Annotated in this window: 21 protein-coding genes and 1 pseudogene; 10 read left to right on the top strand and 12 right to left on the bottom strand. The window is 67.6% G+C overall.

Annotated features, from left to right (window positions below; translation table 11 throughout):
- Positions 1-332: 332 nt before the first annotated feature.
- From LNV28_RS08785 to bfr, 8 genes are all read right to left on the bottom strand, one after another.
- Positions 333-1,955, bottom strand: coding sequence for a gamma-glutamyltransferase family protein (locus tag LNV28_RS08785; protein WP_263518603.1), 1,623 nt, complete (start codon positions 1,953-1,955; stop codon positions 333-335).
- A gap of 45 nt (positions 1,956-2,000) precedes the next feature.
- Complete coding sequence (locus LNV28_RS08790; RefSeq protein ID WP_263518605.1) at positions 2,001-2,657, bottom strand: acyloxyacyl hydrolase; 657 nt, start codon at positions 2,655-2,657, stop codon at positions 2,001-2,003.
- The gene (locus LNV28_RS08795) at positions 2,654-3,394 is read right to left on the bottom strand and encodes a phosphatase PAP2 family protein (RefSeq protein WP_263518607.1); all 741 of its coding nucleotides are present in this window, start codon (positions 3,392-3,394) and stop codon (positions 2,654-2,656) included. Before LNV28_RS08795 ends, LNV28_RS08790 begins: the two co-directional genes overlap by 4 nt.
- Complete coding sequence (locus LNV28_RS08800) at positions 3,391-5,004, bottom strand: ArnT family glycosyltransferase (RefSeq protein WP_263518609.1); 1,614 nt, start codon at positions 5,002-5,004, stop codon at positions 3,391-3,393. The genes LNV28_RS08795 and LNV28_RS08800 overlap by 4 nt, the downstream gene beginning before the upstream one ends.
- Positions 5,001-6,110 (bottom strand): glycosyltransferase family 2 protein, encoded by a 1,110-nt coding sequence (locus LNV28_RS08805; RefSeq protein WP_263518610.1) that lies wholly within the window; start codon positions 6,108-6,110, stop codon positions 5,001-5,003. The genes LNV28_RS08800 and LNV28_RS08805 overlap by 4 nt, the downstream gene beginning before the upstream one ends.
- Positions 6,111-6,112: 2 nt before the next feature.
- The gene (locus LNV28_RS08810; protein ID WP_263518612.1) at positions 6,113-7,903 is read right to left on the bottom strand and encodes a phosphatase PAP2 family protein; all 1,791 of its coding nucleotides are present in this window, start codon (positions 7,901-7,903) and stop codon (positions 6,113-6,115) included.
- Positions 7,904-8,029: 126 nt separating this feature from the next.
- Positions 8,030-8,296 (bottom strand): (2Fe-2S)-binding protein, encoded by a 267-nt coding sequence (locus tag LNV28_RS08815; RefSeq protein ID WP_263518614.1) that lies wholly within the window; start codon positions 8,294-8,296, stop codon positions 8,030-8,032.
- Between the two features lie 180 nt (positions 8,297-8,476).
- The gene (bfr, locus tag LNV28_RS08820) at positions 8,477-8,944 is read right to left on the bottom strand and encodes a bacterioferritin (protein ID WP_171826844.1); all 468 of its coding nucleotides are present in this window, start codon (positions 8,942-8,944) and stop codon (positions 8,477-8,479) included.
- A 224-nt stretch (positions 8,945-9,168) separates the two neighbouring features.
- Between bfr and hemP the strand changes: the two genes are divergently transcribed.
- The 10 genes from hemP (at position 9,169) to LNV28_RS08870 (ending at position 20,866) form a co-directional block, all read left to right on the top strand.
- Positions 9,169-9,450: a hemin uptake protein HemP gene (hemP, locus tag LNV28_RS25070; RefSeq protein WP_318013838.1), complete on the top strand. Its 282-nt coding sequence runs from the start codon at positions 9,169-9,171 to the stop codon at positions 9,448-9,450.
- 166 nt (positions 9,451-9,616) lie between these two features.
- The gene (locus tag LNV28_RS08830) at positions 9,617-11,887 is read left to right on the top strand and encodes a TonB-dependent hemoglobin/transferrin/lactoferrin family receptor (protein WP_263518617.1); all 2,271 of its coding nucleotides are present in this window, start codon (positions 9,617-9,619) and stop codon (positions 11,885-11,887) included.
- A gap of 42 nt (positions 11,888-11,929) precedes the next feature.
- Complete coding sequence (locus LNV28_RS08835; protein ID WP_263518619.1) at positions 11,930-13,033, top strand: hemin-degrading factor; 1,104 nt, start codon at positions 11,930-11,932, stop codon at positions 13,031-13,033.
- Positions 13,030-13,932 carry a heme/hemin ABC transporter substrate-binding protein gene (locus tag LNV28_RS08840; RefSeq protein WP_263518620.1) on the top strand — a complete coding sequence of 301 codons (903 nt, stop codon included), beginning with the start codon at positions 13,030-13,032 and terminating at the stop codon, positions 13,930-13,932. Before LNV28_RS08835 ends, LNV28_RS08840 begins: the two co-directional genes overlap by 4 nt.
- Positions 13,929-14,993: a FecCD family ABC transporter permease gene (locus LNV28_RS08845; RefSeq protein WP_263518622.1), complete on the top strand. Its 1,065-nt coding sequence runs from the start codon at positions 13,929-13,931 to the stop codon at positions 14,991-14,993. Before LNV28_RS08840 ends, LNV28_RS08845 begins: the two co-directional genes overlap by 4 nt.
- Complete coding sequence (locus tag LNV28_RS08850) at positions 14,990-15,805, top strand: ATP-binding cassette domain-containing protein (protein ID WP_263518624.1); 816 nt, start codon at positions 14,990-14,992, stop codon at positions 15,803-15,805. The genes LNV28_RS08845 and LNV28_RS08850 overlap by 4 nt, the downstream gene beginning before the upstream one ends.
- A 33-nt stretch (positions 15,806-15,838) precedes the next feature.
- Positions 15,839-16,630 (top strand): TonB family protein, encoded by a 792-nt coding sequence (locus LNV28_RS08855; protein WP_263518626.1) that lies wholly within the window; start codon positions 15,839-15,841, stop codon positions 16,628-16,630.
- A 114-nt stretch (positions 16,631-16,744) separates the two neighbouring features.
- Positions 16,745-18,094, top strand: a complete 1,350-nt coding sequence (locus LNV28_RS08860; protein ID WP_263518628.1) for a DUF2325 domain-containing protein — start codon at positions 16,745-16,747, stop codon at positions 18,092-18,094.
- A 79-nt stretch (positions 18,095-18,173) separates the two neighbouring features.
- The gene (locus tag LNV28_RS08865; RefSeq protein WP_263518630.1) at positions 18,174-19,616 is read left to right on the top strand and encodes an aldehyde dehydrogenase family protein; all 1,443 of its coding nucleotides are present in this window, start codon (positions 18,174-18,176) and stop codon (positions 19,614-19,616) included.
- Between the two features lie 176 nt (positions 19,617-19,792).
- Positions 19,793-20,866 (top strand): choice-of-anchor A family protein, encoded by a 1,074-nt coding sequence (locus LNV28_RS08870; protein ID WP_263518632.1) that lies wholly within the window; start codon positions 19,793-19,795, stop codon positions 20,864-20,866.
- 313 nt (positions 20,867-21,179) lie between these two features.
- On the opposite strand, the gene LNV28_RS08875 is transcribed toward LNV28_RS08870, so the two are convergent.
- The 4 genes and pseudogenes from LNV28_RS08875 to secA all read right to left on the bottom strand — a co-directional run.
- The gene (locus tag LNV28_RS08875) at positions 21,180-21,869 is read right to left on the bottom strand and encodes a PEP-CTERM sorting domain-containing protein (protein WP_263518635.1); all 690 of its coding nucleotides are present in this window, start codon (positions 21,867-21,869) and stop codon (positions 21,180-21,182) included.
- A 54-nt stretch (positions 21,870-21,923) separates the two neighbouring features.
- On the bottom strand, positions 21,924-22,460 hold the full coding sequence (locus LNV28_RS08880) for an FxDxF family PEP-CTERM protein (RefSeq protein WP_263518637.1): 537 nt from the start codon (positions 22,458-22,460) through the stop codon (positions 21,924-21,926).
- A gap of 309 nt (positions 22,461-22,769) precedes the next feature.
- Positions 22,770-22,889 (bottom strand): SEC-C metal-binding domain-containing protein, encoded by a 120-nt coding sequence (locus LNV28_RS25180; protein WP_411910557.1) that lies wholly within the window; start codon positions 22,887-22,889, stop codon positions 22,770-22,772.
- A 3-nt stretch (positions 22,890-22,892) separates the two neighbouring features.
- Positions 22,893-25,514, bottom strand: a pseudogene (gene secA / locus LNV28_RS08885) (preprotein translocase subunit SecA); the annotation flags it as partial.
- Positions 25,515-25,647 lie beyond the last annotated feature (133 nt).

Below are 25,647 nucleotides of genomic sequence, written 5' to 3' on the forward strand. Positions count from 1 at the left end.
CCTGGGGCCAGGCTGCGACTCTCACGCAGGCGAGCGCCGCACGGGGTGTGCGTCGTCGGGTGCGGTCGAGGAGCTTGGTCATGGTCTGATCTGAATCAAGAGCAGCCATGCTAACAGCGGCCCACGACGCGGAGCAAGTGCGAGTGGTCACGCCCCCGCACATCGGGGGCGCTGCGCGAACCCTCAAACCGTGGTCGACGACAAGTCGCGGGTCGGACGGCGCTGCACACCCCAAGCCCGCAGCACATGCGCCCGACCCACGTCAGGCGGCGCCTCGTGCGAACAAGAGCTTGCCGGGCACGCTCAGCAGCAGGCAAGACCTGACACTGGCCTCAGAAACCGACCGCAGCGCCGTCGCGACGCGGGTCGCTGGCGGCCACATAGCCCTCGACCGCCGGGTCGCCCATGCGCCAGATGAACTGGCCGGCGCCGAAGTCTTGGTAGCTGTCGTGGATGTCGCCAATCTGATGGCCCAGCTCGCGCAGGCCAGCCACCGTGGCCGCCGGCATGTGCGGCTCGACATTGAGCGACAGGCCTTCGTTGAAGCGCCAGCGCGGCGCATCGCAGGCGGTCTGCGGCTGCTGGCCGTAGTCCAGCATGCGCACCAGGGTCTGCATATGGCCTTGCGGCTGCATATTGCCGCCCATCACGCCATAGCTCATGAGCGGCTGGCCGTTCCGGGTCAGAAAGGCGGGAATGATGGTGTGGAAGGGACGCTTGCCCGGGGCCACCACATTGGGATGACCCGCTTCCAGGGTGAAGCAGTGACCACGATTCTGCAAGGACACGCCGTAACCGGGCAGCACAAGGCCCGAGCCAAAGCCCATGTAATTGCTCTGGATGAAGCTGACCATCATGCCGCTCTCGTCGGCCGCGGTCAGGTAGATGGTGCCGCCCTTGACCGGGTTGCCGCACTGGAAATCCTGGGCACGATTCGGGTCGATCAAGGCGGCGCGGCGGGCCAGGTACTGTTCGTCCAGCAGCTCGGCCGTAGTCACATCCATGCTGCGCGGGTCGGCGACATAACGGTACACATCGGCGAAGGCCAGCTTCATGGCCTCGATCTGCAGATGCTGGCCGGCCACGCTGTCGACCGCATGGCGGCGGAGATCGCGGTGCTTGAGGATGCCCAGGGCGATCAGGGCCGCAATGCCCTGGCCATTGGGCGGGATCTCGTGCAGCTCGTGGCCGGCATAGCTTTGCGAAATCGGCGTCACCCACTCGGGCTGGTAAGCCGCAAAGTCGGCCGCGGTGATGGCGCCGCCGGTGCTGCGCGCAAAGGCCTCGACGGCCGCCGCCACCTCGCCGCGGTAGAACGCTTCGCCTTTGCTCTCGGCGATCAGGCGCAGGGTGCGTGCTGCGGCCGGGAACTTGAACAGCTCGCCCACCTGGGGCGCGCGGCCGCGCGGCAAGAAGGCCTCGGCGAAACCGGGCTGCCCGGTCAGATCGGCCAACTCCGCGGCCATGGCCCATTTGCTCTGCACCACCACCGGCACGGCATAGCCGCGCTCGGCGATCTCAATGGCCGGCGCCATCAGGTCGGCAAAAGGCAGCTTGCCAAAGCGCTCGCTCAAAGCCACCCAGCCGGCTACGGCACCCGGCACGGTCACGCCGCCCCAGCCGCGTTTGGGCGGGGTCTTGGCATCCGAGCCGTAGGTCTTGAAGAAGTGTTCGGACGTCCAGGCCTGGGGCGCCGTGCCCGAGGCATTGAGGCCGTGCAGCTGCTGGCCGTCCCAGAGGATGCAAAACGCGTCTGAGCCCAGGCCGTTGCTGCAGGGTTCGACCAGGGTCATGCAGGCGGCCGTGGCAATCGCCGCATCGACGGCATTGCCGCCCTGGGCCAAGATGCGCAAGCCCGCTTGCGCAGCCAGCGGGTGCGAGGTGGACACGATATTGCGCGCGAACAGCGGGCTGCGTGTACTCGGGTAAGGGTTCTGCCAGTCGAATGCCTGCATCGCGAAGTCTCCTGTGTGGGCCGGATTGTGGCCCGCCCCGGCGACTCAAGGAATGGGGACTTCCACACTCAGGCCGATGAAGTCCACTGCCTGGTTGGGCTTGCGGATGTCGGCATTGCTGACGTGGCGGTAGTCCAGGCTCAGGCGCCAGCGCGCATCGGCGCTGCGCAGGCCCAAGCCCATGACATCGAAGAACTGGAAGTTCGTACTCTTCTGGCGATCGCCGATGCGGCTGTGGCTGATCAGGCCGGCGCCGATGCCCAGCTCCAGATCGAGGCGCAAGCCCGCCGCCGGCGCGCCCAGGTCCCAACGCAGGGCCGGGATGAAGGCCGCATCGACAAGGTGGCGCGGCTCGCCCTGGCGGGCCTGCCAGGCGCCTAGCTGCAGGCGCGGCGCCAGCTGCAGGCTGAGGGCGCTTGAGGGAGAGCGCCAGGCCGTGCATTCGCCCAGGCGCCAGCCCAGGCTGGCGGCGCGCAGCTCGCGGTCCTTGGCGGCCTCGAAACGCAGGCCGCTCGGGCCCTGCTTCGCGCACAAGGCCAAGTCGATCGGCGCACCCTGCCAGGCCAGCCAGGCCCAGCTCGCCAAGCTGCCGCCCACGGCCATGGATTTGAGCGCGGCTCTTTCTTCGGCCTGGGCCAAGCCGTGGGCGCTACTGAGCAGCAGGGCCATGCTGGCTACCAGGCATTTCGAAACTCGTTTCATACCGCTTTCTTCTTCAAACTCTGAATCCAGGCCCGGGGCCCAGGCGCACGCACGCGCCGCAGGCCGCCCAGCAGCCAAAGCTGGCGGATCACCAAAGCCGATCCCCAAACCAGCAGACCGGCAAACAGCACATCGCTGAGGAAATGGCCGCCTTGAAAAATGCGCCCCAGCCCGATCAAGAGACCCAAGCCCAGGGCCGCCCGGCCCCACCAGCGCCGCCGCGCTGGCGCGGCAAACAAGGCCGGCGCCAGCAAGGCAAAGCCCGAGGCGGCGTGGCCGCTGACGAAGGAGTAGCGCTTGCGTTCGGGGTTCAGCCCGGCCGGCGCCAGCGGTGGGCTGTAGGCTTCGCTGCCGCCGAACTCCAACAGTTGCACGGGCCGGGGCCGCGACCAAAACTGCTTGACCGGCCCATGTACCAGAGCGCCCACCACCAAGACCAGCACCAGCAAGCTCACCCAGAGACGCCGCCAATGCGGGCGCGACAGGCGCCAGCGACCGGCCAGCAAGCGCAAGACCAGAAACAGCGCCAGGCCCCGGGTCAGCCAGGGCACGCCTTCGTACAAGGCCCGCACCCAGGCTTTTTCCGCATGGACGAACTGTCCGGCGTACAAGGCGCGGCTGAGGCTCAGGTCCAGTGTGGGCCAGGCCGCGAACAGCGCCAGGCACAGAGCCAGACACAGGGCAAACGCCCGCATCTCACGATGACGCGCCCGGGGGCTGTTCCAGACATGCTTCATGGTCGTTCGCCTTTGTCCATCCACTGCAGCAGCACATAGCCCGGGCCAGGGCGCAGGATTTCGTAGGCCGTGCTCGGTGGCGCACTCTTGAGCTCATCGGCGCGGGTGAACACCCAATCACCGACCCGCGGCTCGGGCAGGCCCGGCGTGGGCTGCTGGCGGTAAAAACCAAAGCTCGGTGTCTGGCTGCGCCAGAGCCAAACCTGGCCGGGCAATGAAGGATCTCGCTGCGCCGCCTGCAGGGCGGCTGCCCGCACCGGCCCCTGCAAGACCTGACCCCACCAGGGCACCACCACCGTCACCAGCAGGCCGCCCGAGAGCAGCGCCGTACCGAGGGCGGCCTGCGGCAGGCTCAGACGCGGCCACAGCCACAACAAAAGCAGCATCGCCAGCAGCAGCCCCAGCAGCCCTGGTGCGAAGCTGGGCAAGGCCGGCGAGGCAGCAATCAGCTCGGCATACAAACCCGCCTTTCCCGCCGTCAGCCGCCCCGAGGCCGCGGCCGCCATCAGCCCACCGAGCAACACGGCCAGACCAGCAGCCGAAAGCGCGAGAGCCCAACGCCAGGCGCGGCTCAGCGGCGAACTCAGGGACATCGCGCCCAGCAGCAGCCAAGGTGTCAGACCGTAGAGAACATAGTGCGGCAGCTTGGTGCCCGAAAGCGAAAAGAACACCAGCACAAAGCCGGCCCAGCAGATCAGAAAGCTCGGCAAGGGCTGCTGCCAATGCCGGCGGATCTGCAGCAAGGCGGCAGCCAGCAGCGGCGTCCAGGGCAGGCTCAGCAGGGGCAGCATCAGCAGGTAGTACAGCGGCCCGCCGCCATGGCCCTCCAGCGGTGAGCTGAAGCGCTGCAAGTTGTGCTGCAGCAAAAAGCCATCGATGAAGGCCCAGCCGTGGCGTTGCAAGGCATAGGCATACCAGGGCGCCCAAGCGAGGAAGAACAGCGCCAGCGCACCAGGCTCGGCCAGGGTCCGCCAAACCGCGCGCGGCAGCGCACGCAGGCCCTGCTGGCGCCACAGCCAGAGCAGCAAGGTGGCGAAAGGAATCAGCACCGCCACTGGCCCTTTGGTCAGCACACCGAGGCCCGCCCACAAGGCCGCACGGCGCAGCGCCCAGGGCCGGCCGGCGCTGGACTCCAGATGCCGCCACAGGTCCAGCAGGGTCAGCACCAGGAGCAGGTTGAGCAAAGCATCGGCGGTGGCCGCACGGCCGATCAAGAGCACACCCAAGCTGCTGCCCAGGGCCGTGGCGGCAAACATAGCGGTGGCGTCACCAAAACGCGGCCGGGCGAAGCCGGCCAGGGCCAGCACCCAGCCCAGGCCGCACAGGGCCGAGGGCAGGCGCGCCGCGAACTCGTTGACGCCGAACAAGGCCAGGCTGCTGGCTTGCAGCCAGTAGACGCCGATCGGTTTGTCGAAACGATCGCGGCCGTTGAGCGTGGTGTGCAACCAATCGCCACTGGCCAGCATCTCGCGCGAGGCCTCGGCAAAGGCGCCTTCGTCCACATCGAACAGCGGCGCCGCGCCCAAGCGCAGCAGAAAAAGCGCCGCCATGGCCAGAGCCCAGAGACCCCAGGCCTGCGCGCTGAAGCGCTGTGGAGCGAGTGCGGTCATGGCGCGGTCTGGCTCCAGCCACGCTCGGGCGCGGGGTCGGCCTCCGCCGTGTGCAAGGCGCGCTGGTAGGGGCGCACCTGGCGGCCCTCGAAGTACACCCGCATCAAGAGCTCGGCCAGCACGCCAGTGGTCAGAAATTGCAGGCCGCCCAGGATCGAGAAAAAGCCCAGCAGCAAGAGCGGCCGGCCGCCAATCGACTCACCCAGCAGCTTGAGCACGCCCAGATAACTGAGCAGGGCCATGCCCACCATCATCACGCCCAGGCCCAGCACGCCAAAGAAATGCCCGGGCCGGGTGCCGAATCGCAGAAAGAAGAACACGGCCAGCAGATCAACCACCACGCGCAGCGAGCGCGAGATGCCGTACTTGGACTGGCCACGCAGGCGCGCATGGTGCTGCACCGGCTCCTCGGCCATGCGCTCGGGCGCGGTCACCGTGGCCAGCCAGGCGGGGATGAAACGGTGCATCTCGCCGTACAGCCGCACCTGCTTGAGCACGGGCGCACGGAAGGCCTTGAGGCTGCAGCCCAGATCCTGGAACTGCAGGCCGGTGATCTTGCGGATCAGGCGGTTGGCCAGCAGCGAGGGAATCTTGCGCAGCCACAGGCCATCTTGCCGCTGCTGGCGCCAGCCGGCCACCAGGTCCAGCTCTTCGCGCAGCAGGCGCTCGACCAGACGCGGGATGTCGCTCGGATCATTTTGCAAGTCACCGTCCATGGTGACGATGACGTCGCCACGGGCCGCATCGATGCCGGCCTGCATGGCCGCGGTCTGCCGGAAATTGCGCGCCAGGCGAATGACGCGGATGTGCGGGCCGACGCGGCGGGCATGCTGGCTCAGCAGGGCTGCCGTGCCGTCGCGGCTGCCGTCGTCCACCACCAGCAGCTCCCAAGGCTGGCCATAGTCCGCCAGCGCGGCTTGCACCGCGTCGATCAAGGGCGCGGCGTTCTCGCGCTCGTTGTACATGGGCACGACCACGCTGAGCCGATGCGCCGGCAGCGGCTCAAGAGCGATGGCCGGCTTGCTGATCGCAGCCGCCAGCGCGGGCTCGCCGACCGGCGCTGCACCCAGCGGCGGATCAAGGACCAGGGAAGTAGGTGGATTCATCGTCATGCGACTCGCAAAGTGGCGGCCGACGCGGGCGCCGGCAGTCCGTAGAAAAGCAGGACCAGCAGGCCGGCGGCCGTGCTGAGCAAGAGAGCCAAGCCGTGGACCGCCAGGGCGGCGGCCAGGATCAGCGGCAGGGCCAGCTCGGTGCCCAACCAGGCGGCAACACCGGCCACGCCCGCCTCATAACTGCCCAGGCCGGCGGTGGCCTGAATCGGCCACATGCCGCCCAACTCACCGCCAATCGCGGCCAGCAGCCCCTGCAACGCTGAGCTGTCCAGCAAGGCCATCAGCAAGCCGCCCAGCGCCGCCAGCTTGAGCCACCAGTTGGCCAGGCTGAGCAGGGCTATCGGCCGCTGGGCGCCCTGCGACGGTGCCTGAGCCAGCGCGCCCCGCAGGCGCTGCCAGCGGCCGGAGGGCGCAGCGCCGGGCCGAAGAGCCAGCCGCCCAAGCATTGCGCGCAACAGCACGGAGCCCGCCAGAAAGATCAAGGCACTGATCAACAAGGCCAGGGCCGCGCCCTGCCCCAGCCACCAGGCCAGCAGCGCGGCCAAGCTCAAGCTGGCAAGCACCAACAGATCCTGCAGGCGCAGCCAGACCAAGCTGGCCAGGGCCTCGCCGGTCGTGGCGCCGTACTGACGCTGCGCCAGCCAGAGGTAACCCAACTCACCGCTGCGCAGCGGTGCCCAGTTCAAGGCCAGGGTGTGCAAGAGCAGCAGGCGCAGGCTGGCGCCGTAACTCAAGGATGCCGTGGGCACACCACTCTGCTCGCGCCGCGCGCGCCATTCCAGCTGCACCCGCCAGCCGCGCAGGCCCAGGCTGAGCAAGAGGGCCAGTGCGGCCAGCAACCACTCGGCAGCCGAAACGCGGGCGAGCGTGGCGCGCCATTGCTGCAGATCGATTTGCGGCGCGGCCCAGGCGAGCAAGAGCAAAAGCAGCACCAGGCCCAAGAGCACGCGCAGCAGGGCAGCAGGACGCGCGAGCTGGCCATAACGCCAGAGCTGCCAGCCGGCGGCGGCAATCAGGCACAAGCCCATCAGCCATTGCCCGGCTTCGGCAAGCGGGTAGCCCCAGGGCGTCAGCGCCAGCACACAGCCGCTCAGCAAGCCCACAGCCGCGCGCCCGCGCACGCCCCGCACGCCTTGCATCCAGCGCGGCGCACGCGGCACGGCATGCAGCGCCAGCAGGCCCACCACCAAGCCCAGCGCCCACCCGGCCAGCACATCGCTGGCCCAATGCGCGCCGACGCCGACGCGCGCCAGGCCGACCGACACCGCAGCCCAGATCAGCAAGACCTGGCCCCAGCGCGGCGGCCGGGCCAGCGCCCAAATCAGCAAGACCAAGGTCGCCGCAGTAGCCGAGTGGCCCGAAGGCATGGCGTTGAAGTAGAGCGGATCTCCGGTGACCCACAACTCGCCTGCGTCCAAGACCGAGGGCGGGCGCGGCGCATTGATCCATTTCTTCAGGACCTGGGCCAGCAAGCCGCCGAGCAGCAGGGCGAACAGGCTTGCAGGCCAGAGGCGCTCGGCCAGGGCCGGCTTCTGCACCGATACAAAACCCAGGGCCGCCCAACCGAGGCCGGCGACGCTCAGCAAGGACCAGAGCGTGGGCGAGAACTGCGCCAGCGTGGGCTGCAGCTGGGCCAGCCACAAGGGCTCGCGGCCGGAGCCGCGCACAGCCAGGGCCAGCAGCGCCAGCAGGCAGGCCAGAAACACGACAGCCACCTGCCTCGCTCGCGTGAGGGGCGCTTCAGGCAGGCGGCTCTCGCAGGCGATGGGAATGGCAGGGCTCATGAGCTCGCCATGCTAGGCAGCCCGTATGACGCGCTCTTGTCAGTGATTCGACGGAATCAAGACAATCAGGCGACCGCCCCCACCCGCCTGTTCAACGGCTCACAGACCGCAAACGCGGCCGCCCCATCAAGGCAACAACAACTCCGGGCGCACCGTCATGCGGCGCAGCGGCTGGCTGGAGCCGTCCATCTTGAAGGGCGCGCCGCCGCAGCGGGCGGCGCAAGCGGGTTGGGCCAGGGCCTCGTCAAACACCTCGCGGGCGCAATCCAGGCAGCTGCCGCAAGCGGCGGCCACCCGGGTTTCGTCCTGCAGCACGTCAAAGTTGCGCACGCCGTCGGCCACCTGGCGGCGGATGTCGCGGTCGGAAACACGGTGGCAGAGGCAGACGATCATGGCGCGGGGCGTTGGCCTGGGTAGAGCAGTCCGGGCGTTCAGGGACAACGCCACTCTATCGCAAATGCGAACACTTCTCAATCATGTTCGCAAGCATCCCCCCAGAACACAGGGCCATGCCACGCAAAGTTTGACGGGCGCCGCCCCTCCCGGGACGGCCAGCCCGTGCTTCTGGACCGATCAGGACAGCTGCGATTGCAGCCAGTTTTGCTCGCCCAGCTGAGCAACCAGACCGATCTGGGTTTCCAGATGGTCGATGTGCTCTTCGGTGTCTTCGAGGATGCTGACCAGCACCTCGCGTGAAACATAGTCCCGGATGCTTTCGCAGTAGGCGATCGCCTCCTTCAGCAGCGGGTGCGAACCGACCTCGATCTTCAAGTCGCAGTGCAGCACCTCGACCGCGTTCTCGCCGATGTAGAGCTTGCCCAGGTCTTGCAGATTGGGCAGGCCTTCCAGCATCAGGATGCGGTCGATCAGCTTGTCGGCGTGCTTCATCTCCTCGATGGACTCGTCGTGCTCATGCTTGGCCAGGCGCTCCAGGCCCCAGTTTTTGAGCATGCGGTAGTGCAGGAAATACTGGTTGATGGCGGTCAGCTCGTTCTTGAGCTGGGCATTCAGGTATTCGATGACCTTGGCATCACCCTTCATGGTGGCTTCCTTTCAACAAAGCATGCAAGTGGCGCGCAAGCCGGAGGCGCACGCGGACAAAGCATTGTGCGTGCAGCCGCTCCACGCTGAGGCAAGACCGCGCTCGCCCGGTCGAAACAGCTTGCATTCTCATCTCCGCACCCGACTGCGACGCGCACAGGATAGTCGCGGCTGCGCTCGAAAGAGATTGCAATTACGAATCGTTCTCATTTAAGATGCAAGCCATGTCATCCTCTTCCATCCGTCCCGCCAGCCTGCTGGCTGCCAGCCTGGCGCTGGAAACCGAAGCCCCGGGCACGCTGTCGGCCACGCGGCCCACGCCCGCCGTTTCGCCTGCATCGCCCGCTTCGCTGGCAGCCCTGTCGTCGGCACGCCCCGGCGCTGCGCCGCGCCGCCTCAGCAGCGAAACCTTGCTGGCCGACCGCCGAGAGGTCGAGATCGAACATGCCGGACAGATCTACCGGCTGCGCGTCACCTCGCTGGGCAAGCTGATCCTGACCAAGTAGCGCCGACGCCGCCCTCCACCGTCCCGCCTGCCCACCCGAACGACTTCCTTTTTGCCGCTTTCTTTCCAGATCCCTTCGCTTTTTTCATTTCTGTTTCGCACCAGCCAGCCTCGCCCCGCGCCAGCCCGCCCGTGCCAGTCCCTTTTCCAGACAAGGACTCACGACCATGCTGCGCACGCACGCTGCCGCCTCGATTTCCTCGCGCCCATTTTTCTCTGGCGCTGAAGTAAGCCATTACCCAAGCACGCTACGACCCATCGCCCTGGCGGTGGCCCTGATGGCAACGCCTGGGCTCGGCCTGGCCCAGAGCGGCTCGCCGAAGCCCGACCAGGCGACGCAAGCCGGCGCGGTGACGGCCTTGCCCGAGATCACCATCAGCGCCACCCGCACCGAGCGGGCCAGTGACAAGGTGCCCAACACCGTCACCGTGATCGACCGCGCCGCCCTGCTCAAGCGTGAGGCGCGCAACCTCAAGGATCTGCTCGATGACGAAGTCGACCTGGCCGTGCGCAGCGCCGCCACCCGCTTCAGCGCCGCTGGCAGCTCGCTCGGCCGCGCCGGCAACGAGGGCCTGAACATCCGTGGCTTGGAGGGCAACCAGGTGCTGATGATGGTGGACGGCATCCGCCTGCCGCAGGCCTTCAGCTTCGGTGCCTTTGCCAGCGGCCGCGCCGACCAGGTGGACCTCGATGCGCTGAGCCGCGCCGAGGTGCTGCGCGGCCCGGCCTCGGCCCAGTTCGGCAGCGACGGTCTGGCCGGCGCCCTGAGCCTGAGCAGCCTCTCGCCCGAAGACCTGCTCAAGGACGGCAAGACCCAGGCCGGCCTGCTGCGCAGCAGCCTGGCCACGGTGGACCGCTCGCAGCGGCTCAGCGGCGCCTTTGCATTCCAACAAGGCGAATGGCAGCACCTGCTGCAGCTGAGCCTGGCGCGCGGCCATGAAACCCAGAACCGCGGCGAGCGCAAGGATCTCAACAGCCTGCGCACTGCGCCCAACCCGGCCGACATCCACAGCGAGAACCTGCTGGCCAAAACTGCCCTGCGCCTGAGCCCCAGCCAGCGCCTGCAAGCGACGCTGGAGTTGCGCCAGCGCCGCCAGGACACGGAAGTGCTGTCGGGCCGCGCCCCCGTGGTCAACGACAAGACACCCTCGGCCGTGATCGACCTCGACGCCCAAGACCGCCTGAACCGCCGCCGCGTCTCGTTGGAACACCGCTACGACGACCTGAACGGCGAATGGCTGCAGTCCCTGCACAGCCAGATCTATGTGCAGCACAGCGAGACCCGCCAGCGCAGCGTGGAAGACCGCCACCAGTCGCCCGACCGCATCCGCGAAGGTTACTACCGAGAGGAACTGATCGGCTTCAGCAGCCAGGCGCAGACACAGCTCAGCGGCCAGCGCCTGAGCTACGGCATCGACCTCAGCCGCAACCGAATCAGCGGCCTGCGCGATGGCACCGTGCCGCCGGCCGGCGAGAGCTTCCCAAGCAAGCCCTTCCCCGACACCGACGCCAGCCAGATCGGCGCCTTTGTGCAAAGCGAGATCGAGACCGGCAGCCTGAGCCTGATTCCGGGCCTGCGCTACGAGCGCTATCGGCTCAGCCCCAAGAGCAGCGGCTACAGCGGCGCCGTGGTCAGCCTCAGCGACCAGGCGCTGACACCGCGCCTGGGCCTGGTCTGGCGCGCCAGCGAAACGGTCCAGCCCTATGCGCAATGGGCGCTGGGCTTTCGCGCACCCACGGCCGATCAGGTCAACAACGGCTTTGCCAACCCCGTGCATGGCTATGAAAGCATCGGCAACCCGGACCTGAAAGCCGAACGCGCGCAAAGCCTGGAGCTGGGCCTGCGCGGCCGCGTGGCCGAGCAGTTGCGCTGGCAGCTCAGCGCCTACCGCAACCGCTACCGCGATTTCATCAGCCAGCAGGTGGTGCGCGGCAGCGGCAAACCCAAAGACCCGCTGATCTTTCAGTCGATCAATTTGAACCAGGCGCGCATCCAGGGCGTGGAGGCCCGTGTGTTCTGGCAGGCCCAGCCCGGCCTGGAGCTGAGCGCCGCCCTGGCCCGCAGCCGCGGCCACAGCGAGCAAAACGGGGAGCGCAGCCCGCTCGACACCGTGCAGCCCGACCGCGCCCAGCTGGGCGCGCGCTGGGAGCGCGGCGACTGGAGCTGGAGTGCCAACTGGCAGCTGGCCGCCGCCAAGCGCGCCCAGGACAGCAGCGTCGCCAGCCAGTTCCTCACGCCCCGCTACCAGGTCCTGGACCTGGGCCTGGGCTGGCGTGTCCAGCCCGGCTGGCGCCTGCAGGCCCAGCTGAACAACGTGGGCAACAGCCGCTACTGGCGCTGGGCTGATGTGCGCGGCCTGGCCGCCAACAACACCGAGCTGGACGCCTACACCGCGCCCGGCCGCCAGCTGCAGGTCTCGCTGGCCGCCGAGTTCTGAGCCCGCGCCCTTTTCCACACCCAACACCCGGAGAGTTTCACCATGCAAGCCAGCTTCAGCCGCCTGCGCCAGGCCTTTGGCCACGCCCGCCTCAGCCCCGCCGCCGGCCAGCCTGCCCGCCACCGCGACATCGCCCTCAAGCTGCAGATCAGCGAAGGTGAGCTGGTCGCCGCCCATCTCGGTGCATTCACCGCCGAGGAGTCCCCGCTGCGCGCCCAGCGCTTGCAGCCGCTCTGGCCCGAGCTGATCGAAGCCTGCGAGGCCCTGGGCGAGCTGATGGCGCTGACCCGCAACGAGTCCTGCGTGCACGAGAAGACCGGGCCCTACCGCAGCGCCAGCGCGCAAGGCGGCGTTGGCCTGGTGCTGGGCGGGGCCATCGATCTGCGCCTGTTCTACCGCGCCTGGGCCCATGGTTTCGCGCTCAGCGAGCGCCTGGCCGATGGCGCCGAGCAGCGCAGCCTGCAGTTCTTCGACGCCAGCGGTCAGGCCATCCACAAGATCTTCTTGCGCCCGGAGAGCAATCAAGCGGCCTACCAGGCCCTGCTGCAGCGCTTCGCGCACGAAGACCAGGCGCCCGGCATCCAGATCGAGGCCGCGCCTGCCGAGCCGGCGGAGAAGCCCGATGCCGAGATCGACCTAGCCGGCTTCCACGCCGCCTGGGCCTCGCTGCGCGACACCCATGATTTCTTCGCCCTGCTGCGCCGCTTCGGCCTCAGCCGCACCCAAGCCCTGCGCCTGGCTGAGCCGCAGTTTGCCCAAGCCCTGCCCCTGGCCGCGGCCCAGGAGCTGCTCAGCCGGGCGGCGCAGGAGGTCGTGCCCCTCATGGTGTTCACCGGCAATGCCGGCGCCATCCAGATCCACAGCGGCCCGATCCAGCGCGTGGCGGTGATGGGCCCCTGGCTCAATGTGCTGGACCCCGGCTTCAATCTGCATCTGCGCGAAGACCACATCGCCCAGGCCTGGCTGGTGCGCAAGCCCACGGTGGACGGCCTGGTCTGCTCGCTCGAGCTGTTCGACGCCCAGGGCCGCAACATCGCCATGCTGTTTGGCGAACGCAAGCCCGGCCAGGCCGAGCGTTGCGACTGGCGCACCCTGCTGGAAAGCCTGGCTGACCGTCAGGCCGCCGCTGTGGAGTCCTGCCCGTGAAGCGCCGCCAGTTCAGCGCCGGGGCAGGCCTGGGCCTGCTGATGGCCGCCGGGGCGACGCCTCTGTGCGCTGCGCCCAGCCCGCAGCGCCTGATGAGCATCGGCGGCGCGCTGACCGAGCTGGTCTATGCCCTGGGTGCGGAGGCCAGCCTGGTCGGCGTGGACAGCACCTCGCTCTACCCGCCGCAAGCCCAACGCCTGCCCAATGTCGGCTACGCCCGCACCCTGGCCACCGAAGGCCTGCTGGCCCTGCAAGCCCAGCTCATCATCGCCACCGAAGACGCCGGCCCACCGGCCGTGCTGCGCCAGCTGGAAGCGGCCGGCATGAACCTGCAGGTGCTGCGCGCCGAGCACCGCTTCGAAGGCCTGCTGGCGCGCACGCGCCGCCTCGGCGAGCTGCTGAACAGGCGCAGCGAGGCAGCCGCCCTGTGCGAGCGCCTGGAGCGCGACTGGCAGGCCAGCCTGCGCGGGGTGGCCCAGCGCAGCGCCCTGCCCGGTGGCGGGCGGCGCTCACCGCGCGTGCTCTTCATCCTCTCGCACGGCATGGGCCAGGTACGCATCGCCGGCCAGGATACGGCTGCCGATGCCATGCTCAGTTATGCCGGCGCACGCAATGCCTTGCAGGGCGTGAGCGGCTACAAGCCCTTGACGCCGGAAGCGGTGATCGCCGCCGCCCCTGAGCACATCCTCCTGACCGAGCAAGGCCTGGCTGCGGCCGGCGGCCTGGAGGCCTTGCTCAAGCTGCCCGGCCTGGCCCAGACCCCGGCCGGCCAGCAGCGCCGCGTGCTTGCGCTGGATGCCCTGGAACTGCTGGGCTTTGGCCCGCGCCTGCCCCAGGCCCTGAGCCGGCTGGCGCACGGCCTGTACCCCGAGCCCGGCCGCGCTGGGGCCGGCGCATGAATCCCTGGCTGAGCACGCCCGCCCAGCAACGGACACAGCGGCCACAGCTCTCAGCCACCGGACTGCTGGGCCTGGCCCTGCTGCTGGGCAGCGCCCTGGCCCTGCATCTGGGCGCGGTGCAGATCGCACCGGGCGACTGGCTGCTCTGGCCGGGTGGCGAAGCGCCGCTGAGCGGCGGCGCCCATGTGCTCTGGCATCTGCGCCTGCCGCGTGTGGGTTTGAGCCTCGCGGTGGGCGCGGCCCTGGGCCTGGCCGGCTGCCTGAGCCAGGCTTTGTTTCGCAACCCCATGGCCGACCCCGGCCTGCTGGGCATCAGCGCCGGCGCAGCCGCCGCCGTGGCCCTGTGCCTGACCCTGTTCGCCGGCCTGCAGTTCCAGCTGCCGCCGGCCTGGCGGATCTGGCTGCTGCCGGTGGCGGGCTTTGCCGGGGCGCTGGGCGTGTGCTGGGCGCTGGAGCGCCTGGCGCGCTGGCTGGCGCCGGGCTCGGTGTCGGCCCTGCTGCTCTGCGGCCTGGCGGTACAGGCCCTGGCCTTCGCCCTGGTGGGCTTGTGCAGCCATCTGGCCACCGATGAACAGCTGCGCGCCCTGAGCTTCTGGAGCCTGGGCTCGCTGGCCGGGGCCAATGGCTGGCTGCTGCTGATGATGGGCGCGGCCCTGCTGGCCGTGGCGCTGCAGGCCCGGCGCTGGGCCCAGCCCTTGAATGCCCTGGCCCTGGGGCGCGAGCAGGCGGCCCATGTCGGCGTCGATGTGCAGGGCCTGCGGCGGCGCAGCGTGCTGGGCATTGCCCTGCTCTCGGCCCTGGCCGTGTCGGCCTGCGGCAGCATCGGCTTCATCGGCCTGATGGCGCCGCATCTGGCGCGGCAGTTGGTCGGGCCCGATCTGCGCCGCTTGATGCCCTGCGCCATGCTGAGCGGCGCCCTCTTGCTGCTGCTGGCCGACACCCTGGCGCGCACCCTGGCCGTGCCGGCCGAGATCCCGGTCGGCATCTTCAGCGCTCTGCTCGGTGCGCCCTGTTTCTTGTGGCTGCTGCGCCAGTCCCTGCGCCACGGAGCTGTCGCATGAGCCGCCTGCTGCAAATGGACCAGCTGGGCCTGCGCCTGGGCTCGGGGCCGGGTGCGCCCGAGCTGGGCCCCTTCAGCCTGACTCTGCAGGCGGGCGAGCGCGTCGCCATCCTCGGCCCCAGCGGCGCTGGCAAATCCAGCCTGCTCCGACTGATAGCCGGCGAGTTGCGCCCGCAGCGCGGCCAGCTGCGCCTGGACGGCCGGCCGCTGCAGGACTGGCCAGCCGCGGAGCTGGCCCTGCGGCGCGCGGTGCTGCCGCAGCAACACGCTGTGGCCTTTGGCCTGCCGGTGGAGCTGGTGGTGTCGCTGGGCCGGGTGGCGCAAGCCACGCGCGATGGCGACCCGCAGCAGGCACAGATCGTCGCCACCGCCCTGCAGCAGGCCCAGGCCGGGCACCTGGCCGGCCGGCGCTTCGACAGCCTCTCGGGCGGCGAGCAGGCGCGGGTGCAGATGGCGCGCGTGTTCGCCCAGGCCTGGGACAGCGAGGCTGGCCTGCTGCTGGTGGACGAGCCCCTGGCCGCCCTGGACCCGGGCCTGGCCCTGGAGCTGATGGAGCGCTGGCGCCGCTTTGCCGCCGCACGCGGCCATGCCTTGGTGGCGGTGCTGCACGACCTGAACCTGGCGATGCAGAACTTCGAGCGCCTCTGGCTGCTGCAAGCCGGGCGCCTGCTGGCCGACTGCGGCGCCGTGCCCGCCGCTCTGCCCTTGCTGGAGCAGCTCTACGGCGTGCGCCTGCGCCTGCTGCGCGATGGCGAGGGTTCGGCCCTGGTGGCCAGCCTGGCGCCTGCGGCCGCGCCGCGGCGCGTGGCCTGAAGCTTCAACGGCCAGCGCCAGGAGCCCATGTCGATGAACAAGCCGCCCGCCCTCGCCACACCGCGCCGCCCGGCTGTGCTGGGCCTGGTGCTGACGGCCCATCTGAGCGGTGTGTTGGGCCTGGCCTGGGCCTTGCACGGGCGGCCGGCCAACCCGCCTGCGGTGCGGCCGATGACGGTTGCCGTGTCGCTGCTGCCGCAGAGGATTCCGCAGGCGAAGGACTCGGCTCCGGCGCCCCGACCTGGGCGGGCGCCGAGGCCACCCCTGGCTGCCGCAACCACCTTGCCCGTGTTGCAGGCGATGCCACAGGCCCCCTCTCTCGTCAGTGCCCCTGTGACGCTCGAAGCCGAAGCCAGCAAGGCCCGTGCAGACCTGCCTCTGCTGGCCGCAGTGGCCCAGCACGTGGCAGCCAGCCCTGTCAGCGCCCGGCCCAAGCCCGCACATCCGGTCGACACCGGCAGCCCGGCGCAGCTGCCGGCCGAGCATGGCGATTGCGCCGCGCGCCAGGCCGCCCGGCTCTACCCGGCGGCGCTGCGCGAACGCGGCATCGAGGGCCAGGTGCTGCTGCGCGTGCAGGTGGCCGAAGACGGCCGGGCGGCCGAGGTGCGCGTGCAACGCGGCAGCGGCTGGCGCCTGCTGGATCAGGCCGCACAGGCCCTGGCCCTGGCCTGCCGCTATGTGCCGGCCCAGGCGCGCACGCAGGAGCAGCTGCAGGCGCTGAGCAGCTGGGTGGAGGTGCCGGTGCGTTTTGCCTTGCAGCATGGCAGCAGCACTAGCAACAGCGGCAACCCCACAAGGCCGACAAGCCCAGAAGCGCCGCACTGAGCACCGCACTGAACGCCGCAGCAGCCCAGACCTATGTCGCTTTTCCCCGCTGAGTTCTCTCACCCCGTTTTCCCATCCCCCCTCGACTTGTCCCTCGCCCACAAGGAGACCCGCATGTGTGACAGCCCCAATGTCTTCTCCGCCCTGATCGAGGGCGAAGCCCAAACCGGCTCAGCCGCTCCCGCCCTGCTCGGCGGACTGGCCCGCAAGCCGGCGCTGCCGAAAGAACCCGCGGCGGAGGAGCACCGCCTGGGTTCGCGCCGACGCCGGCTCTGGGAGCTGCCCAGCCAGGCCTTGTGCCCGGTGATCGGCGTCTGCCTGCCCATGCCCTTGCTGCGGCGCCGCCTGGGGCGCCTGCCCGGCATCAACCCGCGCGCCAACGATTACGAACTGCACTGCCTGGCCATCGACGCCTGCGGCCAGCGCAGCGATGTGGCCGAGCTGCTGCAGCGCGAGCTGGACCAGCGCTTCATCCGCACCCTGCGCCTGGCCGCTGCCTGCAAGACCACCCTGGCCCTGGCCGCCTGGTGGGCCACGGCCGCGCAGGGCCAGCCCCTGCGCGAGGGCGAGCCGCCGCTCGACGTGGCCGCCTGCTTCTGGGCCACCCTGACCCACGCGCGCTGCGAGCACAGCCTGCAAGAGCAGGTCCTGCGCGACATCCACATGCTGCAACACCAAGTGGGCGCCGCCAACCGCGCCGATCTGGGCCGGCTGGAAGCCCTGGCCGACGAGAACGCGGTGCTGGCGGCCGAGCTGGCGCGCGTGCAGCAGCGCAGCCAGCGGGTGCTGCAGGAGCGCGCCGCAGCGCAGGAGCGCCAGGCCGCCGAGCTGGTGCAGCTGCGCGCCCAGCTGCTGGGCCGCGACACCTTGCTTGCCAGCCTGCGCGACGACATGCAGGCGCTCGAAGCCGCTGCGCCGGGACTGCGCCACCGCCAGGAGCAGGCCGAGCAGATTCGCCAACAGCTCACTCGCATCCAGGATCTGGAGCGCGCCTTGCTGCGCGCCCGGCAGGACGCAGCACGGGCCGAACAGCGCCAACGCGAAAGCCGGGCCGAGCTGCAGCGCCTGCAAGCAGCCACCACGCCGGCCGAGGACGAACTGCGGGCCGAGCCCCTGCCAAGCAGTGCCGCAGCAGATCTGGCCGAACGCGCCGTGCTTTGCGTCGGCGGCCGGCCCGGCGTGGTGCCCATCTACCGCCAACTGATTGAGGGCACAGGCGGCCGCTTTCTGCACCACGACGGCGGCGAAGAAGACGCCGTCGCTAAGCTCGACGCCAGCCTGGCCGCCGCCGACCTGGTGATCTGCCAGACCGGCTGCATCAGCCACGACGCTTACTGGCGAGTCAAGGACCACTGCAAGCGACATGGCAAACGCTGTGTCTATGTCGAGTCCCCCAGCGGTAGCAGCCTGGCGCGCGCCTTGGACCAACTGACGGAGCCGGCAGGCAGGTCTCTCCAGGCTTGACTTCGAGGTACGAGACACGTTAATTTGGTTTAATATATTTATAATATTCCAAACCAAAACTGCCGAACAGTCCACCCTCATGAACCCAAGCTCCTACGCCAACTACATCGCCGGCCAATGGCTGGAAGGCCCCAACCAGCGCGCCAACATCAACCCTTCGGACACCCGGGATCTGATCGGCCATTACAGCCAGGCCGATGCGGCCCAGGTGGAACTGGCCCTCGCCAGCGCGGCCGCCGCGGCGCCAGCCTGGGGCCTGTCGACACCGCAGCAAAGAGCCGACGCACTGGACACCATCGGCCAGGAACTGCTGGCCCGCAAGGACGCACTGGGCGAGCTGCTGGCGCGCGAAGAAGGCAAGACGCGCGTGGAAGGCATCGGTGAAGTGGCGCGGGCTGCTGCCATCTTCAAGTTCTTCGCGCAGGAGGCTTTGCGTCAGCGCGGCGACAAGCTGGCCTCGGTGCGACCCGGGGTCGAGGTGGAAGTGACCCGCGAGCCTTTGGGTGTCGTGGGCCTGATCACGCCCTGGAATTTCCCCGCAGCCATTCCGGCCTGGAAGATCGCGCCGGCCCTGGCGTTTGGCAATGCCGTGCTGTTCAAGCCGGCCGAGTTGGTGCCGGGCACGGCCTGGGCACTCAGCGAGATCATCAGTCGCGCCGGGCTGCCGGCGGGTGTGTTCCAGCTCCTGATGGGCCCGGGCGCGGTGGTTGGCCAGGCCATGCTCGACGACGCGCGCGTGCAGGGCTTGAGCTTCACCGGCTCGGTCGGCACTGGCGCCCGGGTGGCCCAGGCCGCCGTGCAGCGCGGCGCCAAGTTCCAGCTCGAAATGGGCGGCAAGAATCCCTGGGTGGTGCTGGACGACGCCGACCTGGACCTGGCCGTGAACTGCGCGGTGCAAAGCGCATTTTTCTCGACCGGCCAGCGCTGCACGGCCGCCTCGCGCCTGATCGTGCACAAGGCGGTCTACGCCCAGTTTGTCGAGAAAATGGCCGAGGCCACCCGCGCGCTGCGGGTCGGCCACGCCCTCGCGCCGGACACACAGATCGGCCCCGTCATTGACGAACAGCAGCTGAATCAGGACCTGCGTTACATCGCCATGGCCCGCGCCGAAGGCGCACGCCCGGTCTGCGGCGGCGAACTCCTGAAGCGGGACACCCCCGGACACTTCCTGAGCCCCGCCCTGTTCGTCGACTGCGACAACGCCATGCAGCATTGCCGCGAAGAGATCTTCGGCCCTGTGGCCAGCGTCATTCCAGCAGACAACTACGAGCATGCGTTGGCCTTGGCCAATGACACCCCCTTTGGACTGTCCAGCGGCATCTGCACCCGCTCACTCAAGCATGCCAGCCATTTCAAGCGGCATGCCCAAGCCGGCATGGTGATGGTGAACCTGCCGACCGCCGGCGTCGACTACCACGTGCCCTTCGGCGGCCGCAAGGCTTCCAGCCAAGGTGCGCGCGAGCAAGGCAGCTACGCCGCCGAGTTCTTCAGCAGCGTGAAGACCAGCTATCTGCTGCCGTGACCGGGAAGGCGACTGGATGGCGGCTCGAATTTGCCTCGATCCGTGCAAAGCGCACAAACCAATGAAATACCACTTAAGCCCGGGGATACCCTGAGCCTCGCCCGCTTCATAGAATTTCCCTGGCCTGCAAAACCTTTCTTTTTGCAGGATTGCCCATCACAAAACAAGGGATTCAAGTGAAGCAAGCGACGATCAAGCTCAAGAGTGGCATTCAATTGGTTTCCGCAGCAATGCTGCTGTTGGGCGCCAGCGCCGCCCAAGCCGTCCCCACCATCGACTTTGGCGCAGCCAAGGGTTTCAGCGCCTTCATCCTGGGCAATGTCGATGCGGCCAATGACATCGAAGGCCGGATGGCCGTCGCCGGCAATTTGAACGCCTCGGGTCTGTCGATCAACTACCGCACGCCTTCCACAGTCAGCGGCCCGGCGCTGGTGGTGGGCGGCAATGTGAGCTTCAACGGCGGCCGCATTTACAGCAATGCCCCGGCCGGCGTGGACTCGACCAAAGGCTCCCACCTGCCCTATTGGGACCAGAGCCTGAGCCAGTACGGTAATAGCTATGGCGTCTTTGGTGGTAGCAAGACCGGCTCCTCGGCGGACCTGGACCTGCGCAAGCAAGCCGGGCTGATCGACTTCAACGCCGCAGCCGCCACCTTGCGCAACACCACCACCCAGCTGGGCAGCCTGAGCGCCACCGGCAAGACCCAGATCAGCAGCTACAGCGAGAACGGCAAGGCTGTGATCAGCGGCATCAGCTTCATCGGCAGCGGCGCGGACTTTGAAGTCTTCAATGTCAACACAGCCACCTTCCGCAACCTGAGCCTGAGCGGCATCAAGGCCGGCGCCACCGTGGTGATCAACTACACCGGCACCGACGCCGTGCTCTTCGCCGGCGGCCAGCTGACCCAGAACGTCGGCATCGGCGGCCTGGACGCCTGGGGCAATCCGGCCACCCAGCTGGATACGCTGAACGCCAACGTCCTGTTCAACATCAGCCAGGCCACCGATCTGACCGTGGGCAGCTTTGTCGGCGGCAGCATCCTGGCGCCGAATGCCTTCGTTTATGGCGGCGAGCAACGCACCGGCGGCGGCCATGTCGAAGGTCAGCTGATCGCGCTGGGCCTGAAGAGCAATCTGGAAATCGGCTACTCGCCGCTGGTCTCGGCCGTGCCGGAGCCAGGCAGCTTTGCCATGCTGCTGGCGGGCCTGGGCGTGATTGGCTTCATCGCCCGCCGCCGCAAGACCGACTGATCACCAAGCCCATCCTGCGCTGCAAGCGACAAGAGCTCCTTCGGGAGCTCTTTTTGTTTGTCCACGCACAGCGCGTTTCTTCATGCGCTGAAGTGCTGCAGCGGCATGGACGCGTGCTGCAATCGCAACCATACGCATCGGCAACACTGCGGCGTGGCGCACGAGCCTGAAGAGACAAGACAGGCGCCAGCGGCAAACGCTTCAACCTCGATCTTGTTGGTCCGCAAGGTCAAGGCCCCTGCCAGACGAAAAAAAGGCCGGTCAGCAGACCGGCCTTGATGCCTCGAAGCGCGTAAAGCGCTGCGACTTGGGCTCAGCGCTGGCGACGCCGCGCCATGAAACCCACCACGCCAAGACCGGCCATCAAGAGGGCCAAACTGCCCGGCTCAGGGACGGCGGACACGGTCAACAGATCCTGATAGGTGCCGTTGCTGAGCTTGGTGATGGTGTACAGATCCGGCCCGGCATAGCCCAGAGCGGCTTGCAGATAGCCATTGACACTGGCCACGAAGGCAGTGTTGTCAGCACCGGTGCCGCTGCTCAAGGCCTTGACGAAAAACGCGCCTTGGCCACTCGCCACATTGAGTGCATTGCCCGCGCTCTCGTGGGTGATCTCCCAGACGGCGGTCTGGAAGGCTGCCTGTTCCGTGCTGCTCAAAGAGCTGCTGAAGCTGGTGGCGAACAGGCCTTGCAGCAGCTTGGTTTCAGCACTGCTGAAGCTGCCTTCGGTGTAGGTCTGAAAACCGCGGCGGCTGCTGGCGTGATCCTGGGCCAGTTCCACGCAGTAGGCATAGAAGCTGGCGCCTGCGGCGTTCTCGAAACGCAGGGCGCCGGTACTGTAGTCATTGGAGCCGCGCTGCACACCGAGGCTGTCAATGTACGAAGTGCTCAAGGCGAGATCGCCGTTGGAGTCGACAAACTTGAGGCTCTGTGTTGAAGCTGTGGCGCCACCGACCACCAGGGTCAATGCAAGGGCGCTGAGGACTTTGTTGAAAGCGAACATGATGGTCAGTCTTTCTCGATCAATTCATTCAAGAGAGGTATTCGGGCGCGCGGCTCAGGCTTTCTGACGGCGGCGCTTCAGGCCGGCCATGGCGGCAAGTGCCACCAAGCTCAAGGCCAGGGTCTGCGGCTCGGGCACGCTATTGCCGGTCTGCAAACGGCCGGAGTAGGCCGCGCCATGCTTGCCGCCAAGGACATCGCCGCTGACGCGCAGTTCCCAGGTGCCCGCACTCAGCAAGACCGGAGCCAAGCTCCACTGCTCGGCGCCATAGTCGGCTTGGGACCAGTCCACGGCCAGCTGTTCCGTAAAGCTGCGACGGGTGCTCATATCGGCCTGCCCTTGTGCGTCGAGCTTGACCAAGTAGACGTCGACCACATCAACAGCCATGGTCGATTGAGTCAGCAAATTGCCGCTGACCAAGCGATTCGAGCTCAGCGTCAGAGTGCGGAATGCGTCGGAAAAGGCCTCACCGCCCTGAGTGCGGATGGCGTAGTTGGCGAACTCACCGTCAACACCCAGGCTGAGCTGAGTTACCGGACCGGCATGCACCTGGGAGGCCAGGCTCAACAAGCCTGCGGCCAGGGAAACCATCGCTCCAACTGCTTTTTTCGTTCGCATCACATTCACCCTCGGTTCGAAACTTTTTGACTTGCAGAACCGGCTGGGCCAGTCCAATCAAGAACCACTTCAATCTAGGTCTAGATGCTAGGGGAAGGGTCGGGGGGAGTCGCCCCCCCGACTCGGTGACACCGACGCGGGCTCGTGTGAAAAGCACGGGAAAAGCGGGCTTTTAGAAAGCCCGCTCTAGGCAGGCCCGGTGCCAAGCCCACGCAGACGAAAAAAAACGCCCCGAGAGCGGGGCGTTTTTTCAAGGCCGGAGCAGTGCCGCCGGCGCTGGCTTCAGCTCAGCTTGCCATGGCAGGACTTGAACTTCTTGCCGCTGCCGCAAGGGCATGGATCGTTGCGGCCGACATGGCCGTACTTGGACACATCGAAGCCATCGGCCGGGTCTTGCGACACCGAACCATCCTCGTTGGGATGGGTGTAGGTGACGTTGCTGACCTGGTCGGCCCGTGCCTCCAGGGCTTGAGCCGCGCGGTCGGCCTCTTCCTGGGACTGGATGCGCACATTGAGCAAGGTGCGCGTGACTTCCATCTTGACCACATCGAGCAACTGCGAGAACAGCTCGAAAGCCTCGCGCTTGTACTCCTGCTTGGGGTTCTTCTGGGCATAACCGCGCAGATGGATGCCCTGGCGCAGATAGTCCAAGGAAGCCAGATGCTCACGCCAGTGTTGGTCAATGCTTTGCAGCAGGACCATGCGCATGAAGGGCGTCAGCTGGTCGATGCCGACACGCTCGATCTTTTCGTTGAAGGACACATCGCCAGCCTTGACCACGGCTTCAACGATTTCCTCGTCGGTGATGGCGTCGCTCTTCTCGACCAGTGTCTTGAGGGCCATGTCGAGCTGCCATTCGTCACGCAGCACGCGCTCCAGACCAGCCAGATCCCATTGCTCTTCCAGGCTTTCGGCCGGGACGAAGGTGCGCACCACATCGGTCAGGCTGCTGGCGCGCAGATTGGCAATCTGGGCGACCAGGCTTTCGGCTTCAAGGATGTCGTTGCGCTGCTGGTAGATGACCTTGCGCTGGTCGTTCGAGACATCGTCGTACTCGAGCAACTGCTTGCGGATGTCGAAGTTGCGGCCTTCGACCTTGCGCTGGGCGCTTTCGATCGAACGGGTGACGATGCCGGCCTCGATGGCCTCGCCCTCGGGCATCTTCAGGCGGTCCATGATGGCGCGCACGCGGTCGCCCGCGAAGATGCGCATCAGCTGGTCGTCCAGCGACAGATAGAAGCGCGAACTGCCCGGGTCACCCTGACGGCCCGAACGTCCACGCAGCTGGTTGTCGATGCGGCGGCTCTCGTGGCGCTCGGTGGCGATGATGCGCAGGCCACCCTGGGCCTTGACGGCCTCGTGCAGACCGGCCCATTCGCTCTTGAGCTTTTCGATGCGTTCGGCCTTGACCGAATCCGGCAATGCAGCGTCGGCCTCGATCACCTTGACCTGGTTCTCGACGTTGCCGCCCAGCACGATGTCGGTGCCGCGCCCGGCCATATTGGTGGCGATGGTGATCACGCCGGGGCGGCCGGCCTGGGCCACGATCTCGGCTTCCTTGGCGTGCTGCTTGGCGTTCAGCACCTGATGCGGCAGCTTTTCCTTGTTCAGCAGGGCCGAGATCAGCTCGGAGTTCTCGATCGAGGTGGTGCCCACCAACACCGGCTGGCCGCGCTCGTGGCAGTCGCGGATGTCGCGCACCACGGCCTCGAATTTTTCCTTGTTGGTCTTGTAGACCAGGTCCAGTTCGTCACGGCGCTGGGTCGGGCGGTTGGGCGGGATCACCACGGTTTCCAGGCCGTAGATTTCCTGGAATTCGTAAGCCTCGGTGTCGGCAGTGCCGGTCATGCCGCCCAGCTTGCCGTACATGCGGAAGTAATTCTGGAAGGTGATCGAGGCCAGGGTCTGGTTCTCGCTCTGCACCGCCACGCCTTCCTTGGCTTCCACAGCCTGGTGCAGGCCATCGCTCCAGCGACGGCCGGTCATCAAGCGGCCGGTGAACTCGTCGACGATGGTGACCTCACCGTTCTGCACCACATAGTGCTGGTCACGGTGATAGATGTGATGGGCCCGCAGGGCCGCATACATATGGTGCATCAGCGAGATGTTGGCCGCGTCGTACAGGCTGGCGCCTTCCGGCAGAAGGCCAATCTCGGCCAGCAGCCGCTCGGCGTTGTCATGGCCGTCTTCGGTCAGGTAGATCTGGTGCGACTTCTCATCCACGGTGAAGTCACCGGGTTCGATCACGCCCTCACCCGTGCGCGGGTCGAGCTCACCGATCTGCTTCTTCAGCAGCGGGGCCACCTTGTTGATGGCCAGGTACACATCGGTCTGGTCATCGGCTTGGCCGGAAATGATCAGCGGCGTGCGGGCTTCGTCGATCAGGATCGAGTCCACTTCGTCGACGATGGCGAAGGCCAGCGGGCGCTGCACGCGGTCGGCCACATCGTGGACCATGTTGTCGCGCAGATAGTCGAAGCCGTACTCGTTGTTGGTACCGTAGGTCACATCGGCGGCATAGGCAGCCTGCTTCTGCTCGCGCTGCATATTCGGCAAATTGATGCCGACCGTCAGGCCCAGGAAGTTATAGAGCTGCGCCATCCATTCGGCATCGCGCTTGGCCAGGTAATCATTGACCGTCACTAGGTGCACGCCCTTGCCGGTCAAGGCATTCAGGTAGACAGGCAGCGTGCCCATCAAGGTCTTGCCTTCGCCGGTGCGCATTTCAGCGACCTTGCCCGCGTGCAGCACCATGCCGCCGATCAGCTGCACGTCAAAGTGACGCATCTTCAAGGCACGCTTGCTGCCCTCACGGACCACGGCAAAAGCCTCGGGCAGCAGTGCATCCAGGGACTCGCCCTTCGCCACACGTGCCTTGAACTCGCCGGTCTTGGCCCGCAGGGCCTCGTCATCGAGGGCTTCGAACTGGGGCTCCAGCGCATTGATCTGCTGGACAACGCGGCGGTAGCCCTTGAGCAAGCGCTCATTGCGGCTACCGAAAATCTGGGTGAGAAGCTTGGGCAACATGCAGCGTGATGGTTTGTTCGTTGAACGGGAGCTCGCCAGGGCGGGCTCCTCGGAGCGGCTGTCGCTGCCGGCGTGCATCGTGAAATTCGCGCCGCGAGACTGGGCCAGATTTGGTCTTCTTGCTGTTCTTTTA

The sequence above is a fragment of the Paucibacter sp. DJ2R-2 genome (assembly GCF_025717675.1).
Classification (GTDB): Bacteria; Pseudomonadota; Gammaproteobacteria; order Burkholderiales; family Burkholderiaceae_C; genus Paucibacter_A.

Bases quoted from the DNA above. Each gene is read 5' to 3' on its own strand.
- LNV28_RS08850 (WP_263518624.1), top strand. From the start codon at position 14,990: ATGAGCCGCCTGCTGCAAATGGACCAGCTGGGCCTGCGCCTGGGCTCG.
- hemP (WP_318013838.1), top strand. From the start codon at position 9,169: ATGTCATCCTCTTCCATCCGTCCCGCCAGCCTGCTGGCTGCCAGCCTG.
- LNV28_RS08805 (WP_263518610.1), bottom strand. From the start codon at position 6,110: ATGAATCCACCTACTTCCCTGGTCCTTGATCCGCCGCTGGGTGCAGCG.
- LNV28_RS08865 (WP_263518630.1), top strand. From the start codon at position 18,174: ATGAACCCAAGCTCCTACGCCAACTACATCGCCGGCCAATGGCTGGAA.
- LNV28_RS08800 (WP_263518609.1), bottom strand. From the start codon at position 5,004: ATGACCGCACTCGCTCCACAGCGCTTCAGCGCGCAGGCCTGGGGTCTC.
- bfr (WP_171826844.1), bottom strand. From the start codon at position 8,944: ATGAAGGGTGATGCCAAGGTCATCGAATACCTGAATGCCCAGCTCAAG.
- LNV28_RS08830 (WP_263518617.1), top strand. From the start codon at position 9,617: ATGCTGCGCACGCACGCTGCCGCCTCGATTTCCTCGCGCCCATTTTTC.
- LNV28_RS08875 (WP_263518635.1), bottom strand. From the start codon at position 21,869: ATGTTCGCTTTCAACAAAGTCCTCAGCGCCCTTGCATTGACCCTGGTG.
- LNV28_RS08815 (WP_263518614.1), bottom strand. From the start codon at position 8,296: ATGATCGTCTGCCTCTGCCACCGTGTTTCCGACCGCGACATCCGCCGC.
- LNV28_RS08790 (WP_263518605.1), bottom strand. From the start codon at position 2,657: ATGAAACGAGTTTCGAAATGCCTGGTAGCCAGCATGGCCCTGCTGCTC.
- LNV28_RS08855 (WP_263518626.1), top strand. From the start codon at position 15,839: ATGAACAAGCCGCCCGCCCTCGCCACACCGCGCCGCCCGGCTGTGCTG.
- LNV28_RS08795 (WP_263518607.1), bottom strand. From the start codon at position 3,394: ATGAAGCATGTCTGGAACAGCCCCCGGGCGCGTCATCGTGAGATGCGG.
- LNV28_RS08785 (WP_263518603.1), bottom strand. From the start codon at position 1,955: ATGCAGGCATTCGACTGGCAGAACCCTTACCCGAGTACACGCAGCCCG.
- LNV28_RS08860 (WP_263518628.1), top strand. From the start codon at position 16,745: ATGTGTGACAGCCCCAATGTCTTCTCCGCCCTGATCGAGGGCGAAGCC.
- LNV28_RS08810 (WP_263518612.1), bottom strand. From the start codon at position 7,903: ATGAGCCCTGCCATTCCCATCGCCTGCGAGAGCCGCCTGCCTGAAGCG.
- LNV28_RS08880 (WP_263518637.1), bottom strand. From the start codon at position 22,460: ATGGTTTCCCTGGCCGCAGGCTTGTTGAGCCTGGCCTCCCAGGTGCAT.
- LNV28_RS08835 (WP_263518619.1), top strand. From the start codon at position 11,930: ATGCAAGCCAGCTTCAGCCGCCTGCGCCAGGCCTTTGGCCACGCCCGC.
- LNV28_RS08845 (WP_263518622.1), top strand. From the start codon at position 13,929: ATGAATCCCTGGCTGAGCACGCCCGCCCAGCAACGGACACAGCGGCCA.